This window comes from Glaciihabitans sp. UYNi722, assembly GCF_040549465.1.
In the GTDB taxonomy this organism is placed as follows: Bacteria; Actinomycetota; Actinomycetes; order Actinomycetales; family Microbacteriaceae; genus Lacisediminihabitans.
Genome location: NZ_JBEPTL010000010.1, coordinates 56,920 through 70,595, shown reverse-complemented (window position 1 = coordinate 70,595; position 13,676 = coordinate 56,920). Strand labels below are relative to the sequence as shown.

7 protein-coding genes are annotated in these 13,676 nt (G+C 65.2%); all 7 read left to right on the top strand.

Going from position 1 to position 13,676, the window contains the following annotated elements; genetic code table 11:
- Positions 1-2: 2 nt before the first annotated feature.
- The 7 genes from ABIB56_RS09320 (at position 3) to ABIB56_RS09290 (ending at position 13,659) form a co-directional block, all read left to right on the top strand.
- On the top strand, positions 3-602 hold the full coding sequence (locus tag ABIB56_RS09320; RefSeq protein WP_354568926.1) for an FHA domain-containing protein: 600 nt from the start codon (positions 3-5) through the stop codon (positions 600-602).
- A gap of 28 nt (positions 603-630) precedes the next feature.
- The gene (locus ABIB56_RS09315; RefSeq protein WP_354568925.1) at positions 631-1,473 is read left to right on the top strand and encodes a PP2C family protein-serine/threonine phosphatase; all 843 of its coding nucleotides are present in this window, start codon (positions 631-633) and stop codon (positions 1,471-1,473) included.
- Between the two features lie 152 nt (positions 1,474-1,625).
- Positions 1,626-3,044: a serine/threonine-protein kinase gene (locus tag ABIB56_RS09310; protein WP_354568924.1), complete on the top strand. Its 1,419-nt coding sequence runs from the start codon at positions 1,626-1,628 to the stop codon at positions 3,042-3,044.
- A gap of 69 nt (positions 3,045-3,113) precedes the next feature.
- Entirely contained in the window at positions 3,114-8,921 is a 5,808-nt protein-coding gene (locus ABIB56_RS09305) for an Ig-like domain-containing protein (protein WP_354568923.1), read from the top strand.
- Between the two features lie 36 nt (positions 8,922-8,957).
- Positions 8,958-9,929 carry an AAA family ATPase gene (locus ABIB56_RS09300; RefSeq protein ID WP_354568922.1) on the top strand — a complete coding sequence of 324 codons (972 nt, stop codon included), beginning with the start codon at positions 8,958-8,960 and terminating at the stop codon, positions 9,927-9,929.
- Positions 9,926-11,344 (top strand): DUF58 domain-containing protein, encoded by a 1,419-nt coding sequence (locus tag ABIB56_RS09295; RefSeq protein ID WP_354568921.1) that lies wholly within the window; start codon positions 9,926-9,928, stop codon positions 11,342-11,344. Before ABIB56_RS09300 ends, ABIB56_RS09295 begins: the two co-directional genes overlap by 4 nt.
- Positions 11,341-13,659, top strand: coding sequence for a transglutaminase domain-containing protein (locus tag ABIB56_RS09290; protein WP_354568920.1), 2,319 nt, complete (start codon positions 11,341-11,343; stop codon positions 13,657-13,659). The genes ABIB56_RS09295 and ABIB56_RS09290 overlap by 4 nt, the downstream gene beginning before the upstream one ends.
- Positions 13,660-13,676 lie beyond the last annotated feature (17 nt).

Here is a 13,676-nt window from a genome sequence, read left to right as displayed (position 1 = left end):
CCATGGAACCGGTTGAGGGTGAAGAGACCGTCATCAGGCCTGTACTGCCTTCGATCGTGGATCCGGGCATCCTCACCGACGACACCATTATTCGTGAACGCAGGCCATTTGCAGACGTGCCTGCCGAAGCCCTCCGTGAGCTGCAGGAGCCTCCGGCCCTTGTCGAGCCGCCGTCGGGTTGGGTCGAGCCGCCGCGAACCGCGACTCCCCCGCCCCGCCCACCCGCGCCGGTTGTCGAGACATTCCACCGTTTCAGGATCAATACGCACGAGCCGGTCTCGCTCGACACTCCTGCGCTCGTCGGCCGAAAACCCGTCGCGCCGCGGATATCGACAGGCAAGCCGCCGCGCCTGGTTCGGGTTTCCTCACCTCTGCATGAGGTGTCCAGCACCCATCTCGAGCTACGACAGCACGGTAACAGCGTGGTGGTCACCGACCTGAAATCGACCAACGGCACGCTGGTGACGATCCCGGGTGCGACGACACAAAAACTCCGGCAGGGCGAGTCGGTGGTGGTGTCATCGGGCACACTAGTGGATATTGGTGACGGCAATATCCTCGAGATACTGCCCGTTCCACGCATAGTGTCGTCGAATCCCTGACGACCGACCACCCCGGCGAAAGGCTCCCGTGACCCAGATTGGCAGTAGTGCCGCAGAACAGATCATCTCTGTTCCCGGACGCCCTGATGCGGTCATCTCGCTCGCCTGGGGTGCGGCGACCGACACCGGCCACAAGCGCAGCCACAACGAGGACAGCTTCGTCGCGAAGGCGCCGATCTTCGCGGTAGCCGACGGCATGGGAGGGCACTCCGCGGGCGATGTCGCGAGTGCAGCCGTCGTCACCCGTCTCGCCGAGGTGATCTCTGCAGACTTCACCGAGGCGGATGCCGTCGAGCAGGGACTGCGCGCCGCGACGATCGACATTAGCCGCGCCGCCGACGAGAAGGAGCTGGGGGTGGGAACGACTGTCGCCGGTGCCGCGCTCACTCTGCAGGGTGGCGATCCTTACTGGATGGTCTTCAACGTCGGCGACTCCCGCGTCTACATGTTCGAACAGAACGAACTGACCCAGGTGTCCGTCGACCATTCTGTCGTGCAGGAACTCGTCGACGCCGGCATGATCCGCGCGGAGGATGCGGAGTCGCATCCCGACAGCAATGTGATCACCAGGGCCGTCGGTTTCAACGCTGAGCCGATGCCCGACTACTGGATGGTTCCGGTGCGCAAGGAACTCCGGCTGCTGCTCTGCTCCGACGGACTTACCAAGGAGCTCGACAAAGAACGGATCAGGCTGCATATGGCCGCGGGCCTCGCCCCGTCCGAAACGGCCCAGGCGCTCGTGGATGCCGCCTTGGCGGCAGGCGGAAGGGACAACGTCACCACGATCGTTGTCGATGTCGTCGATTCGACCGGCGCGTTCGACCTCGATCACACCATCCCCCGAGGGGGACAGAACCCATCCTCGGAGTGACCGTGCCCCCCGAAGGGGGGTCAAAAACAGGCCTGTGATCAGCAGATTTGTTAGCCGAGGGCTGGCGGGAGCATGCCTACAATGGGACACCGGGTGCGGCACTCTTGCTGAGCGCCCGATCCGATCAGGTAACCGCAGGGAGAGGGGGCGTTATGGCACGACGTTTGCCGTCGCAACCTCCCGTGCTGCCCGGATTCTCGAATATCCGCATCCTCGGTTCCGGCGGATTTGCCGACGTGTTCCTCTACGAACAGAACATGCCGCGGCGACAGGTGGCGGTCAAGGTGATGCTGAGCGAGGTCGTCAACGACCAGGTACGCCAGATGTTCCAGGCCGAGGCCAACCTGATGGCCCAGTTGAGCGCGCATCCCTCAATCCTCACTGTGTACCAGGCGAGCGTGTCATCCGACGGTCGTCCCTACCTGGTGATGGAGTTGTGCTCTTCCTCGCTGAGCGAGCGATACCGGCGGGAGCGGATTCCGGTACCGGAGGTGCTGCGCATTGCCGTGAAGATTGGCAGCGCCATTGAGACAGCTCATCGCGCCGGCGTGCTGCATCGGGATATCAAACCGTCGAACATCCTGCTCACCGCCTACGGTCACCCCGTGCTCTCCGACTTCGGTATCGCCTCGACTCTGAGCGAGGCCGACACGCAGGAATCCGTCGGCCTTTCCATCCCATGGTCCGCTCCGGAGGTACTCATGGACGAGACTCCGGGGAGTATCGAGTCGGAGGTCTGGTCGCTGGCGGCCACCGTCTACTCCCTCCTCGCCGGTCGATCGCCGTTCGAGGTTCCGGGGGAGTCGAACAAATCGGCCGACCTCATCTCTCGTATCAACCGCGCGAAGGTGCAGCCGATCGGGCGCTCCGACGTGCCACCGACCCTGGAGCGCGTGCTGCAGAGAGCGATGTCCCGGAAGCCAGAGGCCAGACCGCTCAGCGCCCTCGAATTGGTGAGAGAATTCCAGTCGGTCGAGACCGAGCTCGGCGTTCCGCAGACCCCCATCGAAGTCGCCATGGACGACTGGGCTCTCGCGACGGTCTCCGATCTCGAGGATCGCACTCGCGTGCGCGCGGTGTCCGGTGCTGCGGTTCCGACCAAAAAGCGTCGGAGGAGACGGGTGCAGGCCGACAGCTATTCGACTGTCGGCACTGTTCTGCGACAGAGTGCGGCCGGACCACAGAGCAGCGGCACCTCGCCGATCGCCCAGAGCAGGAAGATGCGGACGCTCTCCTTGGCGCTCGTTGTAGGCGCCGTGCTCGTGGTCGGGCTCGGGGCCATCGCGACCATCGTGCTGATCAAGGCCAACACAGACGCGATCCCCACGGTCACCGACATCTCGGCGACGACATCCTCGGATGCGGTCACCTTCACCTGGAGCGACCCGGGACTCACCACCGGCGACGCGTACCAGATCACCACCGGTGCCGGCGGCTCGAGCATCCAGCAGGCCGCCGCCTATCGTGTCGACGCGAAGGTCGGCGACCGCGTGTGCGTCACCGTCACTGTCAACCGCGAGGGAAAAACCGGTGACGCAAGCGGCGAGAAGTGTGTGGATTTTGGCGGGTGATGATCACCCGTGATTAGACAGTGGCTCTCAGCTCACAAATCACTTGTCGCAACCGCGACGAGTGGTTCTGTGATTGCTGCCCTCGTGGCGACGGTCGCCATCGTCTCGACCGGCTATACCGCCCAGCGCCTGGACCTCAATGACGGTTCCGTCTGGGTGGCGAACGGCTCGAGCCAGGTCATCGGCCGCGCCAACACCCAGGTGCTCGAGCTCAACACCGTCGTGGCGTCCACCGGTGCGAACATCGAAGTGATCCAGCGTGGCTCGACAGTTCTGCTCTTCGACCACAGCAACAGCAAGGTCGATATTGTGGATGCCGCGACCTCGAAGGTGCTCGACAGCGTGCCTCTTCCGCCGCAGGATCCGCTGCTCTCGCTCGCGGGCGACAACGTCGTCATCGGCTCCGGCGGCACTGGCGAGTTCTGGATCGTGCCACTCACCGAACTGACCAATTTCCATGCGGAGTCGCAGCCGACGCTGAGCCTCGGTGCGAGTTCGGTCGCCAGCATGACCCCCGACGGCATGCTCTTCGTCTATTCGTCTGACACCAAACAGGTCTACCGCATCGACGCGGCGCACTCCGACACCGTGGCACAGACCAGTAAGGCGAGCATTGGCGGCAGTGGAGCGAAGGTCACCATCACCTCGATCGGTGGCCACTGGGTGCTGCTCGACTCGGTCGGGCGCACTCTCCTGACCGAGAACGGCACAACGGATCTCCGGGACCGTATCTCCACGACCGACAACCCGGTGCTCCAACAGGCGGCAACTGATGGCACCACGGTGCTGGTCGGATACGCGGGCGGTCTCCTGCGCATTCCTGTCGGCGGCGGCGCCGTCACGTCAGTGGTCACCGGGCAGGCCGGTACTGCCGCGGCACCCGTCGTGACCGGTGGCTGTGAACTCGCGGCGTGGTCTGGTGGGTTGGCCTGGAGGAAGTGCGGATCGTCAGACGCCGCCCAGCTTCCCCTCCGGTCGATGCCGATCGCTGCTACCGCCCTCGCCTTCGTCGCGAACGGCGACCAGGTGGTACTCAACGATCCGCGCGGAGGCGGTACGTGGGCGGTGCAGCAGAACGGTGAACTGATCGACAACTGGTCGGACCTGATCACTGTTCCCGACAAGCAGCAGGAGGTCGTGCAACAGAACGAAGACACTCCCCCCAACTACGAGAAGAATCAGCTTCCGCCGGTGGCGGTAAACGACTCCTTCGGTGCACGTCCCGGTCGATCGAGTGTGCTTCCGTTGCTTCTCAACGACTACGACCCGAACGGCGACGTGCTGGTCATCTCCGACGTCACGGCGATCGATGCCACCGTCGGCCACCTGGATCTCATCAACAACAGCCAGCAGGTGCAGCTCACACTGACCCCTTCCGCTCGGGGTACCGTCTCGTTCGGGTACTCGATCACCGACGGCCGAGGGGGCACCGCACAGGCGACGGTCACCGTGGCCGTTCGCCTGCCATCCGAGAACTCCCCACCCCAGCAGGTACGGCAGAGCAAGGCGAGCGTGACCGAGGGCGGTCGGGTCACCACCGAAGCCCTCACCAGCGACTGGGTCGATCCCGATGGTGACGCCTTCTATCTGGCGACGGCGACCACACCGGCGCCGGACGCGGTGAGTTACCGGCCAGAGGGCAATGTCGTCTTCACCGAAAACGGTGGCCCGGGCGCCCTGCGATCGGTGGCCGTCGTGATGTCGGATGGCCGGGCTGAGGGCACAGGCAGCCTCGCTGTCACGGTGAAGGCTCGCGGGCAGCTGCCCATCTTTCCCGGGGCCTACGTTTCGTTCGCCTACGCCGGACAGGTCCAGACCCTCAACCCGCTCGATCATGTGCGTGGCGGCACGGGAACGCTCCGCCTGGTCAGTGTGCCCGCCAAAACGGGAGTGACGATCACCGCCAGCCTTGAGAAGGGCACCTTCCGTTTCCTGAGCGACCAGATCGGCACGCACTACATCGACTACGTGGTGACCGACGGCGACAAGACCGCCACGGGAACTGTGCGTATCGATGTCGCGGCGCCGCCGGACGCGAACACCAGGCCGATCACGATTCCGAAGACTGTCTACGTCCAATCGCTCAGCAGTAAAACCATCGACGTGGCGGCGAGTGACATCGATCCCGCCGGCGGGGTGCTGCTCCTGACAGGTGTCTACAACGTGCCGACCAATGCCGGTGTGCAGGCAGAGGCGCTCGAACAGAGATCGATCAGGGTGACGCTCACCGGGCCGCTGGCACCTGGCGGGGTCGGCTTCAACTATCGCATCAGCAATGGTTTAGCCCAGGCGGAAGGTGTCGTCACTGTCATCGAGATTCCGCGGCCGGCACGCCTCCAGCCGCCGATCGCGAACGACGACCTGGTGACCGTGCGCGTCGGCGACGTCATCGACATCCCGGTACTCGACAACGACGTGCAGCCGGATGGAGAAGCGCTCACCCTGAACCCGCTGCTCTCCACGACCCTCAGCGGCGACTCCGGACTTCTGTTCACCTCTGGTAACGTGCTGCGCTACCTCGCCCCGCAGAAGACTGGTGACTTTACCGCCATCTACTCGATCTCCGATCCGAGCGGACAGACAGCCCAGGCCCAGGTAAAGATCTCGGTACGCGAGGCCGTGCAGGCGACCAACAATCCTCCGGTGCCGACGACAGTCATCGCGCGAGTACTGGCCGGCGAGAAGGTGCGCATCCCCATCCCACTGACCGGCATCGACCCGGACGGCGACTCCGTGCAGTTTCTCGGGCAGGCGACAAACCCGCAGAAAGGCTCAGTCATCGATGTCGGGCCCGACTACATCGACTACCAGGCCGGCGGATATTCCGCAGGAACCGACAGCTTTACCTACACGGTCATCGACAGTCTCGGCGCACGCGCCACCGGTGCGATCAGGGTCGGGATCAGTCCGAAGATGGACGGCGCGCGCAACCCGGTGGCTGTCGAGGACGAGGTGACGATGCGGCCGGGCGGAACGGTCTCCGTACAGCCGCTTGCCAACGATTCCGACCCCGACGGCGGCACGCTGAAGATCACTAAAGTGGAGCCGAACTCGAAAGACATCGTCGCCAAGGTCGAAGGCGATCTCGTGAAGATCACCCCGCCGCGCCAGCCTGGTCGATACGGGCTTGTTTACACCATCGAGAACTCCTTCGGCGGCACCAGCTCCAACTTCATCACCGTCGTCGTGGCCACCGACGCACCACGGGCTTATCCGGTGGTGACCGACACGGTGCTGACCCTCACCGACATCCTCGGACGCGACTCCATGGACGTGAACGTGCTGAAGAACGTCTTCTTTGCCGACGGCGAGGTGAACACGCTGAAAGTGTCGCTGCTGCCCGGCTACAGTTCGAGTGCGACGGTGACCAGCGGCAAGCGCATCCATGTCACCATCGAGAACAAGAGCCAGATCATCCCCTTCGCCGTCGCGAACCCCGACGATGCCAGCATCGTCTCCTACGCTTTCGTCTGGGTTCCTGGGCTGGATGACGCGCTCCCGCAGGTCAACCGGAAGGCGCCGCCTCTCACGATTTCAAGCGAATCGGCACTGACGATCAATCTCGACGACTATGTCGTGGCGATCGGCGGCAAGAGCGTGCGCCTGACCGGAACAGCCAACGTGCAGGCCACGCACTCCAACGGCGACGATCTCGTGATCAACAGTCACACGCTCCGGTTCACCTCGGCCGACAAGTACTTCGGCCCGGCATCCATCTCCTTCGAGGTCACGGACGGCACCTCGGCGACCGATCCGAACGGTCGCACGGCGACACTTGTGCTGCCGATCACCGTCACGGCGCGAGCGAACCAGCCGCCGGTCTTCGTCGGAGGGCAGATCGACTTCGAGCCTGGCCAGTCCAAGGAGCTGGACCTGGTCAAGCTCACGAACTACCCCTACCTCAAAGACATCGGTGAACTGGCCTACAGCGTGCTGACGCCGCTTCCCCAGGACTTCACCTACAGCGTCAGCGGACAGACGCTCACGCTGCGCGCGAATGAGAATGCCCAGAAGGGGTCGACGTCAGCGATCACTCTCGGAGTGAAAGACGCCCTGGCGAGTGGGCAGTCGGGGCGCATCCAACTCAACGTCGTCGCCTCCAGCCGTCCGCTGGCAAGGCCCGCCGCGGACTCGGTTCTCGCCCCGCGCGGACAGACCACCACGGTGGACGTGCTGGCCAACGATGAGGCGACGAATCCCTTCCCCGGTAAGCCGCTCAGGGTCGTAGCGATTCGCGGACTGGACGGCAGCAGCTTGCCCGATGGGCTGGGGATCACACCGAGTGCCGACAACCGTCGCCTGACAGTGACGGCGTCGTCCGCCGCCGTGCCCGGCGACACCACGCTGCAGTATCAGGTCGCTGATGCGACCGGGGACCCCAACAGGTATGTCTGGGGTGCGATCACCGTGTCGGTGCAGGACAAACCGGCTGCCGTCACGGCTGTACAGCTCGCATCATTCGGCAATAAGACGCTGACTGTGCGGTGGACGCCGGGGCAATCGAACAACTCGCCGATCACCGGATACGACGCGCTGGTCTACTCGCCATCGCTGGAGTTACTGAACACCGTCTCGTGCGCGGCAACCATCTGCGACATCGCCACGTCGGGCAACGGTCCGGACAATGGGGTTCGAATCCGCGTGGTCGCCAAGAACGCGCTCGGTTCGTCTTCCCCGACCGGGTTGGGTTCCACGGTCTGGTCAGACGTCATTCCGTCGGCTCCTACCGGAGTGAACGCCGCCCCGAAGGACGGTGGCCTGGAGATCAGCTGGAATCCGGTCACCACCGGATCCGGAGGCAGCCCGGTCACCAGCTATCGCGTGACCGCCGGCACAGTCACCACCGATGTTGCGGCCAGCAGCTGCTCGAACTCGAACTGCGACGTCGTCGTGAACGGTCTCAGCAACGGGCAACAGGTGGCGGTGTCGGTGAGCGCGCGCAACTCCGCCATTGCCCAGCTCGCCGTGTGGAACTCGACAGAGACCAGCGGCATCCCGGCCGGTCCGCCGATCGCCAGCGGCGCCCCGACCGCCACCGCGACCGACAGCACCATCGACGTCAGCTGGGCAGGCGTCTTCACCGACAACGGACGACAGGTCAGCGGATACACCGCCGTCGCGTATACCGGAACCGCCCCCGCCTGCGAGGCGATGAACCCGCCAGGTTCGGTCATCCGCTCGACAGGAACGGCAACCCAGGCGACCTTCACCGGGCTCTCCAATGAGGCGAGCTATTCGGTGATGGTATTCGCGACGAACAGCCAGGGCTGTGGAGCGAGTGCGGCCGTCGCCGCCCATACCAGCCCCGGCGTCGTCTCTGGTATCACCGCGGCAGGTCCCACGAGGGGCGGCTCGACCTTCGACTACTCCTTCACCGGCGCCTCGATCGGTGGCACGGCGCTGACCGGCGACTACCGCTTCTACTACCGCTACATCGGCGTTCCCTCGAGTGAGTTCGGTCCCGTCGCTTTCGGCGATCTCCTGGTCGGCGGCGGTCAGCAGTACGGCCACAACGTCTCGGTGCAGGTGCGTGCCTGCCGCAGTTATGCGGGCACCGGCCAAATTTGCCAGTCGAACTGGTCCAACTCCTTCGCCCTCGGCACGCCGGTCAACCCCCGCGTTGGCACCGTGAGTTTCGTTTCAGCCGGCAACGTTCTGAACGCCGACGGTACCTTCAGCTGGCTGCAGCGGCCTGCCGGATACGAGAACGTGCAGTATTCCTGTGGCTCCGACCCGACCTTCTTCGACATGAACGCCACACTGACCTGCGATGCAGCGGTGCCACTTTCCGGCTCACCGCAGCTGAGGATCAGGGTCATCGCGAATGGCGGCAAGAGTTATGACATCACGTACGATCAGGCCGGCAATGTCCAGTAGCGCGCGGACGGACCGAACCACACGAGAGGCATCCGCATGACGATGACACCCGAGCAGGCGACCTGGTTCTCCGATATCTTCAACCGCCTGGTGGCGAACGTTGAGCATGTGCTTCTCGGAAAGACCTTCGTCATCAAGCTCTCGTTCACCGCCCTGCTCAGCGAGGGGCACCTTCTACTCGAGGACTACCCAGGCACCGGCAAGACCTCGCTCGCCCGCGCCATGGCGCAGAGCGTGCGGGGATCGACGAATCGGGTGCAGTTCACCCCCGACCTGCTGCCGGGCGACATCACCGGCGTGAGCATCTACGACCAGGGTGCAGGGGAGTTCGAGTTTCACCGCGGGCCGATCTTCGCCAATATCGTCCTGGCCGACGAGATCAACCGGGCGAGCCCGAAGACCCAGGCGGCACTCCTCGAGGTGATGGAGGAGGGCCGGGTCACCGTCGACGGCGTGAGCCACGACGTCGGTGCGCCGTTCATGGTCATCGCAACCCAGAACCCGATCGAACAGGCGGGAACCTATCGCCTGCCTGAGGCCCAGCTCGACCGCTTCATTATGAAGGCCTCGATCGGCTACCCCGATCACGCGTCGACGGTGCGCATCCTGGAGGGTGCGGGCATCAAGGCCCACGACGTGACCCTCCCGCCGATCGCCACCGCAGAGGTCATCATCGAAATGGGATCGCTCGCACGTACCGTGCACGTCGACCCATCCATCAACGATTATGTTTCCCGACTCATCGAGGCGACGCGGTCGGCGACAGAGGTACGCCTCGGCGCCAGCGTTCGCGGAGCTCTCGCGCTCATCCGCACCGCCAAGACGCTCGCCGCGGCAAATGGACGGCACTACGTGATTCCGGATGACGTGAAGGCTCTGGCCGAACCGGTGCTCGCCCATCGCCTCGTGCTCGACCCCGAGGCGGAGTTCGACGGCGTGACGGCGTCCAGCGTGATCAGCCAGATCCTGATCGAGACCCCGCCACCGAGCGACAGGCAAGCGGTGTGAGCAATCGCGTCGAATCGACGAGGGGCGCCGGCCGATCGGTGCGGTCGGCGACATCCACGTCGTCAGCGCACTTCGACTCCACCAACGCGACATCCTCGGTCGGCCTGACCAACGCCCGAACCCGGATCGTCGGTGAACGCACAGGGGCGATGGCCGATGTGATCATCACGATCGTGCGCGCCTCGCAGGTACTCGGTGGGATTCTCGCGCGCTGGTTCCGTCGCGTCTCAGCGGTGGTCACGCCGCTCGGCTGGACCATGCTCGTCGTCGTCCCCGTCGCCTTCGTGCTCGGCTATCGTTTCGGCTGGCTGGAACTGGTTGCGGTGGCCTTCGCCTGCAGCGTGCTCATCGTGGTCGCCGCGATCTACCTGGTCGGACGCAACGCCTTCACCATCGACCTCAGCGTGCCGCACAGCCGGGTGGTCGTCGGTGAGCGGGCCGTCGGGTTCATCAGGGTGAGCAACCCGACCAGGCGACGACTGCTCGGCGTGAAAGTCGAGGTTCCCGTCGGCAAGGGGCTTGCCGAGTTGGCGATGCCGAGCCTGGGGCGGGACGCCATCTTCGAGCATGAGTTCCTCGTTCCGACCACCCGCCGCGGTGTGCTGCCGATCGGGCCGGTGCGCACGGTGAGGGCCGACCCCGTGGGGCTGGTGCGCCGCGAACTGGTGTGGACAGGGACATCCGAACTCTTCATCCACCCGCGCACCATCGGCATTCCGAGCACGAGCACTGGATTCATCCGCGACCTCGAGGGCAATCCCACCCGCGACCTCTCGAACAGCGACGTGTCGTTTCACGCGCTGCGCGAGTACGTTCCGGGCGATGAGCGGCGCTACATCCACTGGAAATCGACGGCCAAGACCGGCACCTACATGGTTCGCCAGTTCGAAGAGACCCGGCGGAGCCACCTCGTGATCGCCCTGAGTCTCGCGACGGCGAATTACGCGACGGAGGAGGAGTTCGAGATGGCCGTGAGCGTCGCCGGGTCGCTGGGCGCCCGCGCGATTCGTGATGCCAGGAATGTCGCCGTCGTGGTCAGCGAGAAGACCCCGGAGTTCGCGAAGCACAAGGTGCTCGCGGTCAGGCACCTCAACACACTCACCAGGAGCCGACTGCTCGACGACCTTGCCGTCGTCGAACATGCGGAGTCGGCCCTTGGCATCGTGGATGTCGCGCGCGTGACGGCGGATGACGTGGTCGGCATCTCCGTCGCCTTCCTCGTCTGCGGCTCGCTCGCGACACCGGCAGAACTCCGAGCGGCGTCCACCAAGTTCCCGGCAGGGGTCGAAGTTGTCGCCGTGGTCTGCGACCCCGATGTCATTCCCGGCCTCCGCCGCGTCGCAGGGCTCAGCGTGCTCACCATCGGATACCTCGAAGACCTCCAGAAGTCTCTCGCCAGGGCCGCAGCCGCATGAGAAGGCGCCGCCTCCCGCTCAGCTTCGTCGTGGTCAACACGGCGATGCTGTGGTTGGCGACGGCGATCGCATCGGCAGCGCTCTGGCCGATCTACCAGAGCACCCAGCTCGTTGTCCTCATCGCCGTCACCATGGTGGTTGGATCGGCGATCGCGATCCTCGGCGCTCTCTACCGCTGGCCAAGCTTCGTCATGGTGTTGGTCTCGGTGGTGGCCTACCTCGCGCTCGGGGTGCCGCTGGCGGTTCCGGCATCCGCCCTGTACGGCGTGCTGCCCTCACTGCAGGGTTTCACCGACCTCGTCACCGGCACCGCGCTCGGCTGGAAGCAACTGCTGACCATCACCCTGCCGGTCGGCGACTACCAGGCGCTGCTCGTCCCGGCCTTCGTTCTGGTGCTCGCCACCACTGTCGTCGGTCTCTCCGTGGCCCTGCGCACCACCTGGGGGGAGCTGGGGGCGATCGCACCCATCGTGCTGTTCCTGGCGGCGAACATCCTCGGTCCTGCGTCGACGAGCTGGCCGTTGCAGCTCTCACTCGGGTTGCTCGGAGCGGTGCTGGTGTGGTTCATCTGGCGACGCTGGTACCGGCGAAGGGAGGCGATCCGGTTTCTCGCGGCCCAGGCTGCGGATGCCACCGGCCAGCCACTCGAGACCACGGCCGATCGCGGCTTCGTCGGCTTTCGCACCGTGCTCGGTGCCGCGCTCATCATGGCGATCGCCGGGGGTGCCGCCGTCGCAGCCACTATTGCGCTGCCGCCGACCGCCGGTCGTGCCGTGCTGCGTTCCGCGATCGAGCAGCCGTTCGACCCTCGCGACTATCCGAGTCCGTTGAGCGGATTCCGACGCTATGAGCAGCCGACGGCCGCGAGCAGCGTCATGCTCAGCGTGACGGGGCTGCCGGCTGGTGGTCGCATCCGTGTCGCCACTCTCGACACCTATGACGGCATCGCCTACACGGTGGGCAGCGCCACAGTGGCGAGCGCATCGGGCTCCTTCACCAGGGTTCCCTATTCCTTCGATCAGTCGGTGGTGCGAGGAACGCAGGTATCGCTCGGGGTAACCGTCGAGGGCTACAGCGGAGTGTGGCTGCCCACGATCGGCAAGTTCGAGAACGTCGATTTCTCCGGTGCTGACGCGACGGCGCTGCGGGACGGTTTCTACTACAACGACACCAGCGGCACGGCGGCCGATGTGCACCAACTCGCCACTGGCGATAAATACAGCATCAGCGCGGTGATTCCCCGTCAGCCGGATGACGCACAGCTCGCTTCGCTCACACCCGGAACGGAGGAGGTACCGCGAGTCGACGTGCTCCCGGTCCAGCTCTCTTCGACGCTCGATAACTGGGTGAGCGGCGCCGTCGGACCGGGAGCGAAGCTGGTGGCGATGATTGCGGCGATGAAGGAGAACGGCTACATCAGCCACGGCGTCTCTCCGAATGAGCCGGCGAGCCGCTCCGGCCATGCCGCCGACCGGATCACCGAACTGCTCACCGCCCAGCGGATGATCGGCGACCAGGAGCAATACGCGGTGACGGCAGCACTCATGGCCGGGCAGCTCGGCTTTCCCGCGCGGGTGGTCTTCGGTTTCGCGCCCTCCGCCGCGTCGAGCGGCGGCGCGACCGAGGTGCGCGGATCGGACGTATCGGCATGGATCGAGGTCGACACCGCCCGATACGGCTGGGTCACCATCGACCCGACACCGCCGGTGCGCATCATTCCGGAAGAGCAGCCGAAAGACCCCTCGACGATCGCCAGGCCGCAGTCACCCGTGCAGCCTCCGCCGGAGGAACCGAAGACCAACAATGCTCAAACCCCACAGGACACGTCGCAAGAACCACCGAACGATCCCAACCCGATCCTGGTAATCCTGCTCGCCGTGCTCCAGGTGCTCGGCTGGGTGGTGCTCGGTGCCGCGATTCTGCTCTCGCCGTTCATCGCGATCATCATCGCGAAGGTCAGGCGACGCTCACTGCGTAAGCGCGCTCCGACCCCGATCCAGAGAATCCGCGGGGGCTGGCAGGAGTTCGAAGACGCCGCGCTCGACCACGGCTATACACCCCCGGAGTCGTCGACCAGGAGCGAGGTCGCGACAACGGTGGGGGGCATCCAACCCCTGGTGCTCGCCGCTGTGGCCGACAGGGCGACGTTTTCGCCGCAACCCCCCGACGCGGCTGAAGCCGACACCGTATGGCGCTCGGTGACCGACCTGCGCCTGTCCTTTCGTGAGGGGCGCACGCGCTGGGAGCGGATCAAGGCGGCGGTCTCCCTGCGTTCACTCGGTGGTTATAGTGTCAAGAGTCTGTTCAAGCGCTAGGCGGGTGGCGCTGGCAG